We start from the raw sequence: 15,304 nt of genomic DNA on the forward strand, positions 1-15,304 counted from the left end.
CCCCTCTCCCGCTTGCGGGAGAGGGGTGGGGGAGAGGGCGGCGGGCGGCCGCTATGTGGTGGCGCTTGCAACCACCTCTTCTCCCCAGAGAGAGAATCAGCCGCTGGCCAGGCTGACGCCGCGCGGACCGGCCTGTGCCCGGCCGTTGCGGCCGTAGACCGTGGCCGTGTCGCCGCGCTGGCGCAGCGTCTGCAGCGCGTCCTGTGTGTATTCCAGGTGCGCGGACACCACGGCCCCATTCAGCGTATTGGCCTCCGCCGCGCCGCGCGCGGTCAGTACCAGCGTGCGCCACGCGGCGGCGACGCCTTCATCGATATGCAATCCCACCAGTTGCCGGCCGCTGCCCACGCGGATGCCGAGCGCGGCCATCTGGGCCTGGCGTGCGGTGCCCAACTGGGCGATCTGCTGCGCCAGCTCCTGCTTGCTCTGCACCAGCTCGCCCAGCGACTGGAAGTCGCCGGCGCGAATCGCGGTCCGTTCCTGCTGCAGGGCATCGACGAAGGCCGCGATGGCTTGCGTTTCCCGCTGCATGCTGGCGATCAGGGCTTGGCTCATGGGCGCGAAGTCGAAGGAAATCGGTGGGGGTAGGGTCTACGGGTTCAGTGAGATCAGCCGGTTCAGCCTGATCAGCGGCCGCCGTCCTGTGTCAGCTCGCGCAGCGTGGCCAGCAGACCGTCGGCGATCTTGCTCGGGTCCATCTTCAGGCGCCCTTCGGCGATGGCCTGGCGGATCTCGTCCACCTTGGCTTGATCGATATCGCCGTCGGCCTCATGGGCCAGACGCGAACCGATATCGCGTACCTGGCTGCCCAGGGGGCTCATGGTCAGGCCGCTCGCGGACGGTGCGGCGCCCGGCACGGGGCTAGACGCGGTGCGTCCAGTGCTTTCAGCGGCACCTTCGCCGGTGCGCGGCAGGGTCGATTGGTGGATCTTCACGGGATGTCCTTGCTGGGTTTGCTCAGCTTAACGGCGGGGCGTGGCCAAACTTTAGGACGCGAATTGTGACACGCTGTAACGACGTTGTGGCGACGGCTGGGGCTGCGGGTGGGGCTACGGCTGGGCTATGGCGGCGGCTATTGCTGCAGCACCACCGTGTCGGCGTCCCGCACCAGCCCATTGACCACCTGCCCGCTCTTGAGCCGGACCTGGACGGTGTTGCCAGGGGCGGCGTCCGCCAGGATCTTTCCCTCGCTGCGGATCTGGAAGGCCTCGCCTTCGATGGTCACGGCGACCATCTGCCCCTGCTTGACCGCGATCGCCTTCCGGACCATGTCCATCCGCAGCGGCGAGCCGGCCGCGATCCGGTTGGCCGTGACCGCGCCCTCGAGCTGCGCCGGGTCGGTGACGACGGCGCGCGGCAGCCCGGCAAGATCGCCTTCGCGCCGTTCCAGATCGGCCGGGCCGATCGGCTGGCCCGGCGCCAGCGCATGCGCGGCGACATAGTAATCAGCCACCACCGAGACGCGTGCCTGCACGTAGCGTGTCCATGGCCGCTCTCCGCCGCAGCGCACGCCAACCGAAACCCGGCCCCAGGCCGCCGCGCCGCCCGGCAGGAACGGCTGCGGCGCCACGCATTCGCGCGCGCGCCCGCCCGACGGCGGCACCACCTGGATGCTGGCCTTGCCCGGCAGCCCGGCGGTCTCGCGCAGCAGGAACTGTTCGACCGCGACGCGCACCGGATCGTCGGTGAACGGCGACGGCTGCGCAGCCTGGGACGGCGAGGCGGATGTCGTGACGGGTGTCGTGGCGGTGGCCGCCAGCGCGGCGGTGCATGGCAGCGCCGCGCAGAGCGCCAGCAAGGCGAGGCGGCGTGATGCCGATCGGTGCGTGCGAAACATGGCGTGATCCCGGCAGGCGAAACGGAAAGTCAAGAAACAAGGCGGCAGGCCGTACGCGGGCGCGCGCGGCAGGCGCGCGTGGAGGCGACAAGCGTCCGGCAACGAGACCTCATTGTAGGCAGCGGCCCGCGCGCCCTCCGCCCGAAATGCGCACGTTTCCCCGTCTTATTCATCCGATTGCACTGGCCAGCCGGCACCTAAGATGGCACCCGTAAAGAAGGCCGGGTCCGATCCCGGCCGCCCTCACGCCTTTGCCGACGCAGGGGCGCGTGGTTTCGTCACACGTTCCTCGATAGCGAGAGATAGCGAGATACGGACATGATCGACAGACTCGATGCGTCGTTCCGTTTCCAGCAGGAAGCGTTGAACTTGCGCAATCAGCGGCAATCGGTGATCGCCGCCAATATCGCCAATGCCGATACACCGGGCTTCAAGGCCCGCGACTTCGACTTTGCCAGCCAGCTGTCCGAATCGGTCGAGCGGGGGCGGCAGGCCAACGGCGTGTCGCTGTCGACCACGTCGACGCGCCATCTGCCGGGGCAGGCCTCGGTTGCCAGCGAGTTCGAACTGGCGTACCGCATTCCGATGCAATCGAGCATCGACGGCAACACCGTCGAAATGGACACCGAGCGGGTGGCGTTCGCCGACAACTCGGTCAAGTACGAGTTCGGCCTGACGGTGATGAACGCGAAGATCAAGGGCATGTTGTCCGCCATCCAGTCGTGAGGAAGCCATGCCCGCAATGAATATCTTCGACGTGACCGGTTCGGCGATGGCCGCCCAGTCGCAGCGCATGAACGTCACGGCCTCGAACCTGGCCAACGCAGACAGCGCGGTGGCGCCCAACGGTCAGCCGTACCGCGCCAAGCAGGTCGTGTTCGGCCTCGCGCCGACGCCCGGCCAGGCCGATATCGGCGGCGTGCAGGTGCGCGGCGTGATGGAAGACCCGTCGCCGCCGCGCATGGTGCACAACCCCACCCATCCGCTGGCCAACGCCGACGGCTACGTGGTGATGCCCAACGTCAATCCGGTGGAGGAGATGGTCAACATGATCTCGGCGTCGCGGTCCTACCAGGCCAACGTCGAGGTGTTGAACTCCGCCAAGAACATGATGCTCAAGACGCTGACCATCGGTCAGTGATTCCGCCATTTCAACGGGACCAACCGGACCAACGGGACCAACGATGACCACCACGCCACCCGTCAGCAACAACAGCAACAGCGCCGCCAACCAGCTGGCCAACAGCGCGTCCAGCGCCGCGGATCTGCAGAACAACTTCCTGAAGATGCTCGTCACGCAGATGAACAACCAGGATCCGCTCAAGCCGATGGACAACGCGCAGCTGACTTCGCAGCTCGCGCAGATCAGCACGGTCAGCGGCATGCAGACGATGAACGCGACGCTGGCCCAGCTGCTGAACCAGGTCAGCGCCAGCCGCGCGATGGATTCGGCCGCGCTGATCGGCCGCACGGTGATGGTGCCGGGCAAGGAAGTCGCCGTCTCGGGCGGCAAGCCGAGCCAGTTCGGCATCGACTTGCCGGCCACCGCCGACGCGGTCACCGTCGACGTGCTGGACAAGGACGGCAACGTGGTGCGCACCATCGACCTGAAGGGGCAGACCGCCGGCGTGCACGACGTGAGCTGGGACGGCAAGAACAACGCCGGCGGCGTCGTGCCGGACGGCGAATACACGTTCAAGGTCAGCGCGACCGCGGACGGCAAGAGCGTGCAGCCGGTGGCGCTGGTCTACGGCAAGGTGCAGGCCATCAGCGGCGATGCCAATGGCGTGCTGGTCGATATCGGCGGCGGTCATACCGCGCTGGTCGACGACGTTCGCAAGATCCTTTAATCCGAATCATCGGCATTCAACAGAACGCCAGCGCGGCGGTGCCACGGGCGCCGGCGCGGGCAAATTCGTACGACGCGTAACAAGGGGAAATCATGGGTTTCGGTCAAGGAGTCAGCGGCATCAATGCCGCGGCACAGAATCTGGACGTGATCGGCAACAACATCGCCAACGCGAACACCGTCGGCTTCAAGCAATCGACCGCACAGTTCGCCGACGTCTACGCCGGCTCGAAGGTCGGCCTGGGCACGCGCGTGAACTCGGTGGTGCAGTCGTTCACGCAGGGCAATATCGAGGCGAGCGGACGCTCGCTGGACGTGGCGATCACCGGCGGCAATGGCTTCTTCCGCATGGTGGGCGCCGACGGTTCCGTCTTCTTCTCGCGCAACGGCCAGTTCCTGCGCACCGACGACGGCCGCATCACCAACGCGCAGGGCCTGCAGCTGACCGGCTATCCGGCCGGCGTGCAGCCCGGCGGCGGCGTGCAGCCGCAACCGCTGGTGGTGTCCAGCGCCCAGATGGCGCCGAAGGCCACCGACCGCATCACCGCGCAATACAACCTGGACTCGCGCGGCACCGCGCCGACCGTGCCGTTCACGACCTCGGCCGGCAACCCGCCCGCCGCCGCGATGTTCAACTACAGCAGCACCATCGAGGTGTTCGATTCGCTGGGCAACGCGCAGCAGGTCACGGCCTACTTCCGCAAGGGCGCAACCGACGCGACCGGCACCGACTGGGAGGTCTACGTGACCGACGCCACCGGCGCGCAGCTGTCGGGTCCGAACGCGATGCGCTTCGATCTGAACGGTGCGCTGGTCACGCCGGCGCCGGGCGCGACGATTCCGGTCAACGTGCCGGCCGCCGGTGGCGCCGCCGCGATGAACATCCAGCTGGACCTGGCCGGCACGACCCAGTTCGGCGACGACAACGATCCGAAGTCGATCGTGCAGAACGGCTATACGTCGGGCTCGCTGCTGGGCTTCTCGATCGAAGCGGACGGCACCATCCTGGGCAGCTACTCGAACGAGCAGACCCAGTCGCTGGGCCAGGTCGTGATGGCCTCGTTCGGCAACGTCGAAGGGCTCAAGCCCGAGGGCGACAACGTCTGGAGCGCCACCGGCGCCTCGGGCCAGCCGCTGCTGGGCTCGCCGGGCGGCAGCATGGGCCAGCTGCAGTCGAACGCGGTGGAAGCGTCGAACGTCGACCTGTCGGGCCAGCTTGTCAACCTGATCATTGCCCAGCGCAACTACCAGGCCAACGCGCAGACCATCCAGGCGCAGGACCAGGTGCTGCAGACGCTGGTCAACATCTGATCGGCACGTCAGCGGTAACCGCAAGCATTGGATAGGAATCGCAGATGGATCGCCTGATCTACACCGCCCTGTCGGGCGCCAAGCAGACGCTGGACCAGCAGGCCGCGGTGGCCAACAACCTGGCCAACGTGTCGACCACGGGCTTTCGCGCGCAGGTCAACATGTTCCGCGCGGTGCCAGTGGTCGGGCAGGAGACGCCCACCCGCGCCTTCACGCTGGCCAGCACGCCGGGCGCCGACATGAAGGCCGGCCCGCTGACCTATACCGAGCGTCCGCTCGATATCGCGATCAAGGGCAACGGCTGGCTGGCGGTGCAGGGGCGCGACGGCGCGGAAGGCTATACCCGGGCCGGCTCGCTGCAGGTGGGCCCGGACGGCCAGCTGCTGACCTCGAACGGCCTGCAGGTGCTCGGCGACGGCGGCCCGATCGCGGTGCCGCCCGGCTCCACGGTGACGATCGGCAACGACGGCACCATCACCGCGCGCGGCCCTGGCGAGACCGCCAATGGCCTCGCGCAGGTGGGCCGGCTGCGGCTGGTCAATCCGCCGCCCGATGCGATCGCACGCGGCGACGACGGCCTGTTCCGGCTGCGGCCGGGCGCTGCGCCGCTGGAGACCGACCAGACCGTCCGCGTGATCGCCGGCGCGCTCGAAGGCAGCAACGTCAATCCGGTCGAGGCGATGGTCGACATGATCGCCAACGCGCGCCGCTTCGAGATGCAGATCAAGATGATCCAGGGCGCCGACGCCAACGAGCAGCGTGCCAACGCGCTGCTGTCGAACCGTTAAGCGCCGACGCCAAGCACCCACCAATGAATCGACAGGGCACGCCGGCGCGCGTGCCCGCCACCGAAGGAACACCATGAACCGCTCTCTCTGGATTGCGAAGACCGGCCTCGATGCGCAGCAGACGCAGATGGACGTGATCTCGAACAACCTGGCCAACGTGTCGACCACGGGCTTCAAGCGCAGCCGCGCGGTGTTCGAGGAATTGATGTATCAGACGATCCGCCAGCCCGGCGCGCTGTCGTCCGACCAGACCACGCTGCCGTCGGGCCTGCAGCTCGGTACCGGCGTGCGTCCGGTCGCCACCGAGCGCATCCACACGCAGGGCAATCCGCAGCAGACCGGCAATGCCAAGGACGTGGCCATCATCGGCCAGGGCTTCTTCCAGGTCACGCTGCCGGATGGCACCACCGCGTACACCCGCGACGGCTCGTTCCAGGTCGATCAGAACGGCCAGCTGGTGACCGCCAGCGGCTTCGTGATCGAACCGGCCATCGCCATCCCGGCCAACTCGACCTCGCTGACGATCGCGCGCGACGGCACCGTGTCGGTCACGCAGCCGGGCAATGCCAACAACGTGCAGGTCGGCCAGCTGCAGCTGGCGACGTTCATGAACCCGACCGGCCTGGAAAGCCTGGGCGAGAACCTGTACGTGCAGACCGACGCGTCGGGCGCACCGAACCCGACCGTCCCCGGCCTGAACGGCGCCGGCATCCTGCAGCAGAACTACGTCGAAGCGTCGAACGTCAATGTGGTCGAGGAGCTGGTCAGCATGATCCAGACCCAGCGCGCCTACGAAATCAACAGCAAGGCCGTACAGACGTCCGACCAGATGCTGCAACGCCTGACTCAGCTGGGTTGAACATGAACGCCATGCTGTTCCGTCTGGGCCGGTCGGCCTGCCGTCTGGCCTGCATTCTGGGGCCGCTGCTGGCCACCGGCTGCGCGCTGATGCCGCGCGAGCCGCTGGTGCAGATGCCGACCACGGCCCGGGCCGAGCAGCGGCCGATGATCGCGCCGACCGGCTCGATCTATCAGAACTCCTACGCCGGCAACCCGCTGTTCGAGGATCGCCGCCCGCGCAACGTCGGCGACATCCTGACCATCGTGATCAGCGAGAACGTCAACGCGTCGAAGAACTCGGGCACCAACGCCTCGCGCACCAGCAATGCGGCGCTGGCCTTCGACGCGGTGCCGCGCGCGCTCGGCGGCCTGTTCGGCGCCAGCCAGAACGCCAACATGAGCGGCGAGAACGGGATTCGCTCCAGCGGCGGTTCCAGCGCGGCCAATACGTTCAACGGCACCATCACGGTCACCGTGATCGAAGTGCTGGCCAACGGCAACCTGGTGGTGTCCGGCGAGAAGCAGATGGCCATCAACCAGGGCGCGGAATTCATCCGTTTCTCGGGCGTGGTCAATCCGCGCACGATCACCGGCGACAACGCGGTGCCGTCGACCCAGGTGGCCGACGCGCGCATCGAATACACCGCCAAGGGCTATATCGACGAAGCGCAGAACATGGGTTGGCTGCAGCGCTTCTTCCTCAACGTTTCACCGTTCTGATTCGCGTCATGTCTTTGCGCCTGGCTGATTGCCTCCGCGGTTGCCGCCGCTCTAGCCGTCCCGGCGTCTCCACGCCGGGCCTCCTGCCGCTGTTCGCGCTCGCCTTGGTGCTGGCGCTTGGCCTGCTGCTGCCCGCGGGCCCCGCCCATGCCGAACGCCTGAAGAACCTGGCGACCATCCAGGGCGTGCGCGACAATCCGCTGGTCGGCTACGGCCTGGTGGTTGGTCTGGACAACACCGGCGACCAGACCATGCAGACGCCGTTCACGACGCAGAGTCTGACCAACATGCTGTCGCAGCTGGGCATCACGCTGCCGGCCGGCCGCAACATGCAGCTGAAGAACGTGGCCGCGGTGATGGTCACCGCGACGCTGCCGCCGTTCGCGCAGCCGGGCAGCCAGCTCGACGTGGTGGTGTCGTCGATGGGCAATGCCAAGAGCCTGCGCGGCGGCACGCTCTTGATGACGCCGCTCAAGGGCGCCGACGGCCAGGTCTATGCGATCGCGCAGGGCAACCTGCTGGTCGGCGGCGCCGGTGCCTCCGCCAACGGCAGCAAGGTACAGATCAACCAGCTGGCGGTCGGCCGCATCGCCAACGGTGCCATCGTCGAACGCGCGGTGCCGGCGTTCCAGGCGGACAACGGCATGCTGACGCTGGAGCTCAAGAGCTCCGACTATGGCACCGCCGAGCGCGTGGTCGAGGCGATCAACCGCAATCTGGGCGGCGGCGTGGCCAGCGCGCTCGACGCGCGCGTGGTGCAGGTGCGCGTGCCGCAGGCCTCGTCGCAGCGCGTGGCGATGCTCGCGCGCATCGAGAACATCGACGTGACGCCGGCCCGCGCCGCGGCCAAGGTCATCCTGAACGCCCGCACCGGCTCGATCGTGATGAACCAGGACGTCACCGTGCAGGACTGCGCGATCGCGCACGGCAACCTGTCGGTCGTCATCAATACCCAGCCGGTGATCAGCCAGCCGGCGCCGTTCAGCGGCGGCGAAACGGTGGTCGCGCCGGTGTCGGAGATCAACCTGAAGCGCGACGGCGGTTCGCTGCAGCTGGTCCGCGCCGGCGCCTCGCTGTCGGCGGTGGTCCGTGGCCTGAACTCGCTTGGCGCGACGCCGGCCGATCTGCAGACCATCCTGGAAGCGATGCGGGCGGCGGGCGCGCTGCGCGCCGAGCTCGAAATCATCTGATCGCGACGGGCCATCGCATGAGCCAACCGATCCACGCTCAAGCCGATCTGTCGCAGCGCTTCGCGCTCGACACGCAGGGATTCGAAGCGCTGAAGCAGGGCGCGCGCGACGGCAGCGCCGACACGCTGAAAGCCGCCGCCAAACAGTTCGAGGCCGTCTTCACGCAGATGGTGCTCAAGAGCATGCGCGAAGCGACGCCGCAGGACGGGCTGTTCGACAACGAGCAGACCAAGCTCTATATGTCGATGCTGGACCAGCAGCTGGCCCAGCATCTGTCGTCGAAGGGCATTGGCCTGGCCGAGGTGATGGCGCGCCAGCTGGCGCGTGCCAGCGGCCAGCCGCTGCCGCCGGAGGCCGCCGCCGCCAGCCGCATGGACGATGTGGCGGGCTCCCTCGGTCCGCTGCTGGACGGACGCACCACCGCAGCGGCCGGGGCCGACGAGGAACAGGTGCCGCGCGCCGGCACCGTGGTGCCGGGCGCCAACTGGAACCCGACCGCGGGCCTGCGCCAGTACCAGGCGCAACAGAGCGGCCAGTGGCAGGGCGGCGCCGCCATGTCCGAAGACACGCCGTCCCATATCAGCGCCTTCGTCAGCCGCATGGCCGGCCCGGCCGTGGCCGCCTCGCGCGCCAGCGGCGTGCCGGCACGGTTGATCCTGGGCCAGGCCGCGCTCGAGTCGGGCTGGGGCCGCCGCGAAATCACCCATGCGGACGGCAGCACTACCCACAACGTGTTCGGCATCAAGGCCGGCGCCAACTGGAAGGGCCCGGTCGCCGAGATCACCACCACCGAATACGTCGACGGCCAGCCGCAGAAGATCAAGGCGAAGTTCCGCGCCTACGGCTCGTACGAGGAAGCCTTCGCCGACTACGCACGGCTGCTGACCAACAACCCGCGCTATGCCGGCGTGGTATCGGCGGGCTCGGCCGAGGAAGCCGCGCACGGCCTGCAGCGCGCCGGTTATGCGACCGATCCCGAGTATGGAGCGAAGCTGGTCAGGATCATGCGCAAGGTGCCGGTCTAAGGACCGGCTGTGCGATCCAGAACACCGCCGGTTTTCTCTCCTCTCCCGCTTGCCGGAGAGGCGCGGGGGAGAGGGCGTTCCGCGGTTCGCACGCCACCGCCGCCCGAAACGACCCGCAACCCTAAAGTCCGCCGCCCAATCTGCCGTTACCACCCTCATCCACCGCCACGGTCGCGACTGCATCGCGCGGCCAGGGCGACCAACAGAATCCGGGGCTAGTGCATGTCTCTCTTCAATATCGGCCTGTCCGGCCTGAATACGGCACAGAACGCGCTGACGACCATCGGCCATAACGTCAGCAACGCGGCGACCGCCGGCTACACGCGCCAGAACACCATCATCGCGTCGTCGGGCGGCCAGTACACCAGCCAGGGCTTCTTCGGCCAGGGCTCGACCACCACCACGGTGATGCGGGTCTACGACGAATTCCTGACCGGCCAGCTGCGCGCCGCCGAAACGTCGAGCGCGCACCTGTCGACGTACTCGGAACAGATCAAGCAGATCGACAGCCTGCTGGCCGACCAGAAGGGCGGCATCGCGCCGCTGATGCAGAAATTCTTCGCCGCGGTGCAGGGCGTGGCCGACAAGCCGGGCGATACCGCGGTCCGCCAGAACATGCTGAACGCCGCCCAGTCGCTGGCCGGCCAGCTGCGTTCCGCGGCGTCGTACTTCCAGAACCAGCAGGAAGGCATCAACAGCGAGATCCAGAGCTCGGTCACGCAGGTGAACGCCTTCGCCAAGGAGATCGCCTCGCTGAACAGCGAGATCGCCAAGGCCACCGCCGCCAGCGGCGGCCAGCCGCCCAACGATCTGCTGGACCAGCGCGACGAAATGGTCGCGCAGCTGAACAAGCTCGTCGGCGTCAAGGTGGTCGCGCAGGACGGCGGCAGCTACAACGTGTTCGTCGGCAACGGCCAGCCGCTGGTCGTCGGCGCCAACTCGTACGACCTGAAGGCCGTACAATCCGCGGCCGACCCGTCGCGGATGGGCATCGCCTATACGCTTCCGGACGGCACCGCGATCGAGATGGATGACGCGCTGTTCAGCGGCGGCAGCATCGGCGGCCTGATGCAGTTCCGCAGCGAGACCCTCGACGCCGCGCAGAACGCGATCGGCCGACTGTCGCTGGCGATCGGCCAGACCTTCAACGCGCAGCACCGCCTGGGCATGGACCTGAAGGGCCAGATCGGCGGCGACATGTTCGCGATGGGCTCGCCGACGGTGATCGGCAACACGCGCAACAACGGCACCGGCACGGTGGCGGCCACGGTTGCCGATGCCACCGCGCTGACCACCAGCGACTACACGGTGACCTACGACGGTACCAGCTACAGCCTGGTGCGGATGTCCGACAACGAAGTGGTCGCCACCGGCGCCGGCCCCACCTTCACGGCCGACGGCCTGAGCATCACGGTCGGCGGCACCATGGCCGCGGGCGACACCTTCCAGATCCAGCCGACCCGCAATGTCGCTCGTTCGTTCGACCTCGCCATCACCGACCCCGCCAAGGTCGCCGCCGCCTCGCCGGTGCTCGCCGAGAGTAGCGCATCCAATGTCGGCTCCGGTACGGCCAAGGTCAGCAATGTCGCACAGGGCTTCAACGTGCCGCCGTCGAAGATCGTCGCGACCTACGACGGCACCGGCTATACCTTCACCGACGCCGCCGGCAATCCGGTGACGCCGGACGCCGGCCCGGTGCCCAACGGCAGCGCGGTCGACTATACGTTCGACGGCGTGACCGTCAGCTTCGGCGGCGCGCCGAAGGCCGGTGACAGCTTCACGATCGGCTCCAACGTCGGCGGCTCGTCCGACAACGGCAATGCGCTGGTGCTGGCCAAGCTCCAGACCACCAAGACCATCAACGGCGTGTCCAGCTTCAACGACGCCTATGCCGAGCTGGTCAACGACATCGGCAGCCGTACCAAGTCGATCGATATCGCGTCGACCTCGCAGAACAGCATCACGACCCAGGTGCGTACCGCCCAGCAGTCGGTCTCCGGCGTCAACATGGACGAGGAAACCGTCAACCTGCTGCGCTTCCAGCAGCTCTATCAGGCCAGCGCGCAGGTGATCCAGACCGCCTCGTCGCTGTTCGACGCCATCATCAATATCCGCTGACGGGCCGCCCGCCTACCGAGACCAGGAAACCATCATGCGTGTCGCCACTTCCACGTTCTACCAGCTCGGCCTGTCCGCGATGAACGGCCAGCAGTCCTCGCTGCTGCACGTGCAGCAGCAGCTCGGCACCGGCCGGCGCGTGCTGAACCCGTCCGACGACCCGATTGCCGCCACGCGCGCACTCGGTGTGACGCAGTCGATCGGCGTCAACGAGCAATACGCCACCTCGCGTACCCAGGCCAACATCAGCCTGGCGCTCGAGGAAAAGACGCTGCAGAGCGTGATCACCACGATCCAGAACGTGCAGACGCTGATCGTCAACGGCGGCAACGGCACCATCAGCAACGCCGACCGCGCCTCGATCGCGTCCGAACTGCAGAGCAACTACGAGCAGCTGCTGGGACTGGCCAACGCCGACGATGGCAACGGCCAGTACCTGTTTGCCGGCTTCAAGTCGGGCACCCCGCCGTTCGCGGCCAATGGCGGCACCGCGCAATATGTCGGCGACACCGGCTCGCAACTGCTGCAGGTCGACGTCGCCCGCCAGATGGCCGCCGGCGACAACGGCCGCGATGTATTCCTCAGCGTCACCGGCTCGGCCGACTACGTGATGACCGAAGGCGGCGGCAACACCGGCACGGCGCTCTACGGCGCGCTGTCGGTCACCGACCCGAGCAACCCGCTGTACGGCCACGAATTCTCGATCGACTTCACCGTCGACGGCGCCGGCAATACCAGCTACACCGTCACCGACAACAGCGCCGTGCCGCCCACGGCCATCGTGCCGTCGACGCCTTACGTAGCCGGCGACGCGATCCAGTTCGGCGGCGTGTCGTTTACCGTCAAGGGCGCGCCGGCCAACGGCGACTCGATGACGCTGGCCCCGGCCAAGCAGGCGGGCACCGACATCTTCGCGAACATCCAGGCCGCCATCGACGCGCTGAAGCAGCCGATCGTCACCGAGGCCGACCGTGCGCGGCTCGATAACGCACTGTCGACCGCCAACCGCAAGATGTCCAACTCCCTCGACAACGTGCTGACCGTGCGCGCGTCGGTCGGCTCGCGGATGCAGGAACTCGATGCGCTCGACACCATCGGGGCCAACCGCGACCTGAACTACGAGCAGACGCTGTCGGGGCTGCAGGATCTGGACTACGCGTCGGCGATCGCCGAGTACTATCAGCGCCAGACCGCGCTGCAGGCGGCACAGCAGTCGTTCATGCAGATTCAGGGGATGAATCTGTTCAACTATCTGCGGTAAGCCTGGATAACACGGACAAGGCTGCCGGCCTGCACCCCGGACCAGGGGTGGGAGCCGGCGGCGTACCGCAGGTCTCCACCCGAACATCTCGACTGCCTCAGCCTTCCGCCGCCACGCGCGATCATCGCGTCGAACGCCTCATCCGCGTCGTCACGGAAAACGTCTCGGCGGGATGGATCGTGACAGAGACTTCGAAGGTGTCGCCTGCCTCGTCAAGGTAGCGGCGCACGACCTTCAGCACCGACGACCCGATTTCGATGCCGAGCGCGCGGGCCACGCGTTTGTCGGTCAGCGTCGAGGCACGTACGCTTTGTTCGATCTCGGCGATCTGCCGGCCGTGGCGCGACTCGATCAGCGAGCTGACGAGCACGTCCGGCGTATCTCGCACGATGGCGCCGATGTCCTCGTAGGCGGTATCGATATAGATGTCGGTCCACGCGATCGGCGTGGCGGCCGCATCGTCGTTCCATCGGACGCTTGAAATGCGCAGCCATTTCGTTGCCGGCGTGCCACCCAACGCAGCAGCCACTTCGGCAGGCGCGACGGTCGTCTCCACGGCTTGCACTACGCGCCGATGCTGCTCCCCGAACTGCATCAGATCTTCGACCGACGCCAGCGTCGGCTTGAACACCGCCTTGGGCTCGGCGGCTTCGACACGTGTGCCGACGTTCTTTCGGCGCGACACCAGCCCGAGGTCCTGCAGTTCCTGCAATACAGCGCGGATCGTGTAGCGGCTGGCGTGGAACTGCTCGCACAACTCGAACTCGGTGGGCAACAGCGCTCCGACCGGATAGCGGCCGCCCTTGATGCCGTCCAACAGTTCGCGAGTGATCTCTGATGCGGTTCGTCTGCTCATTTCGCCATTGTCCCCGACTCAACGGAGCGCGATTCAAGGGTTAACACCTATTTCCCGGCATATGTTCGAACATATTTAATGCGAATATGTTCGAACATATCGAACGACCAGCCTATTGCAACAAGGTCGCTCCATGCCCAGCTACAGCATTCCCGCCGCCAGTACCGTCGTCGATTCCGCGCTGTTCCGCGATGCTTTCGGGACCAGGAAGATGCGAGAGATCTTCTCCGACGGTGCGCTGGTACAGCGCTACATCGACGTCGAGGTCGCCCTTGCCAGGGCCGAAGCCCGCGTTGGCGTGATTCCGGCCGAAGCGGCCGAGACGATCGCACGCGAAGCGCGTATCGAGCGCATCGACTTCGATCACATGCGCGAGGAAACCGATATTGTCGGCTATCCCATCCTGCCGCTGGTGCACCAGCTGGTGCAGATGTGCGGCGACGCAGGACGTTACGTTCACTGGGGAGCCACCACGCAGGACATCATGGACACGGCGGTGGCCCTGCAGGTGCGCGACGGGCTGGACAGCATCGACGCCGATATTCGCGCGCTGCGCGGCATCCTGGCCGATCTCGCCAAGGCGCATCGCGATACCCCGATGGCCGGCCGCACGCACCTGCAGCAAGCGCTGCCGGTGACCTTCGGCTACAAGGCCGCTGTCTGGCTTGCGATGTTCGACCGGCACCAGCAGCGCCTGGCCCAACTGCGGCCCAGGGTGGCGGTGGTGCAATTTGCCGGTGCCGCGGGCACGCTGGCATCGATAGGGGACAAGGGCTTCGCGGTGCAGCGCGCGCTGGCGGAGGAGTTGGGCTTGGGCGTGCCAACCATGACATGGCACGTCGCGCGCGACGGCCTTGCCGAAGCCGTCAATCTGCTCGCGCTGGTCACCGGCTCGCTCGGCAAGATCGCGTTGGACATCATGATCATGGCGTCCACCGAGTTTGCGGAAGTCTACGAGCCCTTCGTCAAGGGGCGCGGGGCGAGCAGCACGATGCCGCAGAAGCGCAATCCCATCTCGAGCGAACTGATGCTGGCGGCATCGAAGGCGGTGCGTCAGCACGCCGGCTTGATGGTCGATGCGCTGGTGCAGGACTTCGAGCGCGCCACGGGGCCATGGCACGCGGAGTGGATCGCGATTCCCGAGAGCTTCATCCTGACGTCCGGCGCGCTGCACCAGGCAAAGTTCGCGCTCGGCGGACTGATCGTCGATGCGCCACGCATGGCTCACAACCTCGGCATCTCCAAGGGCCTGATCGTGGCCGAAGCCGTGATGATGCGGATGGCCCCGCATATCGGTCGCCAACAAGCGCATGACGTCGTCTACGACGCCTGCCGCACCGTCAACGAAGCCGGCGGCACGCTGGCCGAAGCCCTGCTCGCCTTGCCCGCTGTCACGCAGCACTTCGACCGTGCGGCGATCGAGCAGATGGTCGATCCCGCCAACTACCTCGGACTCGCGCCGCAGATGGTGGACCGCGCCGTCGCTCTATCGGCGGAAATCCCCTGAGC

At 67.2% G+C, this 15,304-nt stretch carries 16 protein-coding genes; 12 read left to right on the forward strand and 4 right to left on the reverse strand.

Annotation, left to right across the window (positions count from 1 at the left end; translation table 11 throughout):
• Positions 1-96: 96 nt before the first annotated feature.
• The 3 genes from LRR16_RS00365 to flgA all read right to left on the reverse strand — a co-directional run bounded on the left by LRR16_RS00365 (position 97) and on the right by flgA (position 1,837).
• Positions 97-555: a flagella synthesis protein FlgN gene (locus tag LRR16_RS00365; RefSeq protein ID WP_232204329.1), complete on the reverse strand. Its 459-nt coding sequence runs from the start codon at positions 553-555 to the stop codon at positions 97-99.
• A gap of 71 nt (positions 556-626) precedes the next feature.
• Positions 627-935: a flagellar biosynthesis anti-sigma factor FlgM gene (flgM, locus tag LRR16_RS00370; protein ID WP_006579136.1), complete on the reverse strand. Its 309-nt coding sequence runs from the start codon at positions 933-935 to the stop codon at positions 627-629.
• A gap of 137 nt (positions 936-1,072) precedes the next feature.
• The gene (flgA, locus tag LRR16_RS00375) at positions 1,073-1,837 is read right to left on the reverse strand and encodes a flagellar basal body P-ring formation chaperone FlgA (RefSeq protein WP_232204330.1); all 765 of its coding nucleotides are present in this window, start codon (positions 1,835-1,837) and stop codon (positions 1,073-1,075) included.
• Positions 1,838-2,155: 318 nt separating this feature from the next.
• Here flgA and flgB point away from each other — a divergent pair, with 318 nt between their 5' ends.
• The 11 genes from flgB to flgL all read left to right on the forward strand — a co-directional run bounded on the left by flgB (position 2,156) and on the right by flgL (position 12,939).
• Positions 2,156-2,563: a flagellar basal body rod protein FlgB gene (flgB, locus tag LRR16_RS00380; protein WP_006579134.1), complete on the forward strand. Its 408-nt coding sequence runs from the start codon at positions 2,156-2,158 to the stop codon at positions 2,561-2,563.
• Positions 2,564-2,570: 7 nt separating this feature from the next.
• The gene (flgC, locus tag LRR16_RS00385; protein ID WP_006579133.1) at positions 2,571-2,978 is read left to right on the forward strand and encodes a flagellar basal body rod protein FlgC; all 408 of its coding nucleotides are present in this window, start codon (positions 2,571-2,573) and stop codon (positions 2,976-2,978) included.
• Between the two features lie 43 nt (positions 2,979-3,021).
• Positions 3,022-3,687, forward strand: a complete 666-nt coding sequence (gene flgD / locus LRR16_RS00390) for a flagellar hook assembly protein FlgD (protein WP_006579132.1) — start codon at positions 3,022-3,024, stop codon at positions 3,685-3,687.
• Between the two features lie 92 nt (positions 3,688-3,779).
• On the forward strand, positions 3,780-4,997 hold the full coding sequence (flgE, locus tag LRR16_RS00395) for a flagellar hook protein FlgE (protein ID WP_232204331.1): 1,218 nt from the start codon (positions 3,780-3,782) through the stop codon (positions 4,995-4,997).
• A 44-nt stretch (positions 4,998-5,041) separates the two neighbouring features.
• The gene (gene flgF / locus LRR16_RS00400; RefSeq protein WP_006579130.1) at positions 5,042-5,785 is read left to right on the forward strand and encodes a flagellar basal-body rod protein FlgF; all 744 of its coding nucleotides are present in this window, start codon (positions 5,042-5,044) and stop codon (positions 5,783-5,785) included.
• 73 nt (positions 5,786-5,858) lie between these two features.
• Positions 5,859-6,644: a flagellar basal-body rod protein FlgG gene (flgG, locus tag LRR16_RS00405; RefSeq protein WP_023264122.1), complete on the forward strand. Its 786-nt coding sequence runs from the start codon at positions 5,859-5,861 to the stop codon at positions 6,642-6,644.
• Between the two features lie 11 nt (positions 6,645-6,655).
• Positions 6,656-7,345, forward strand: coding sequence for a flagellar basal body L-ring protein FlgH (flgH, locus tag LRR16_RS00410; RefSeq protein ID WP_052511343.1), 690 nt, complete (start codon positions 6,656-6,658; stop codon positions 7,343-7,345).
• Between the two features lie 8 nt (positions 7,346-7,353).
• Positions 7,354-8,535, forward strand: a complete 1,182-nt coding sequence (locus LRR16_RS00415; RefSeq protein WP_052511342.1) for a flagellar basal body P-ring protein FlgI — start codon at positions 7,354-7,356, stop codon at positions 8,533-8,535.
• 17 nt (positions 8,536-8,552) lie between these two features.
• The gene (gene flgJ, locus LRR16_RS00420; protein WP_232204332.1) at positions 8,553-9,560 is read left to right on the forward strand and encodes a flagellar assembly peptidoglycan hydrolase FlgJ; all 1,008 of its coding nucleotides are present in this window, start codon (positions 8,553-8,555) and stop codon (positions 9,558-9,560) included.
• 222 nt (positions 9,561-9,782) lie between these two features.
• On the forward strand, positions 9,783-11,678 hold the full coding sequence (gene flgK, locus LRR16_RS00425) for a flagellar hook-associated protein FlgK (protein ID WP_006575498.1): 1,896 nt from the start codon (positions 9,783-9,785) through the stop codon (positions 11,676-11,678).
• A 34-nt stretch (positions 11,679-11,712) separates the two neighbouring features.
• Entirely contained in the window at positions 11,713-12,939 is a 1,227-nt protein-coding gene (gene flgL, locus LRR16_RS00430) for a flagellar hook-associated protein FlgL (RefSeq protein WP_232204333.1), read from the forward strand.
• A gap of 121 nt (positions 12,940-13,060) precedes the next feature.
• On the opposite strand, the gene LRR16_RS00435 is transcribed toward flgL, so the two are convergent.
• Positions 13,061-13,795, reverse strand: coding sequence for a GntR family transcriptional regulator (locus tag LRR16_RS00435; RefSeq protein WP_053824388.1), 735 nt, complete (start codon positions 13,793-13,795; stop codon positions 13,061-13,063).
• Positions 13,796-13,928: 133 nt separating this feature from the next.
• Here LRR16_RS00435 and pcaB point away from each other — a divergent pair, with 133 nt between their 5' ends.
• Complete coding sequence (gene pcaB, locus LRR16_RS00440) at positions 13,929-15,302, forward strand: 3-carboxy-cis,cis-muconate cycloisomerase (RefSeq protein ID WP_023264119.1); 1,374 nt, start codon at positions 13,929-13,931, stop codon at positions 15,300-15,302.
• Positions 15,303-15,304: the final 2 nt, after the last annotated feature.

The sequence above is a fragment of the Cupriavidus sp. UGS-1 genome (genome assembly GCF_021213615.1).
Lineage (GTDB): Bacteria > Pseudomonadota > Gammaproteobacteria > Burkholderiales > Burkholderiaceae > Cupriavidus.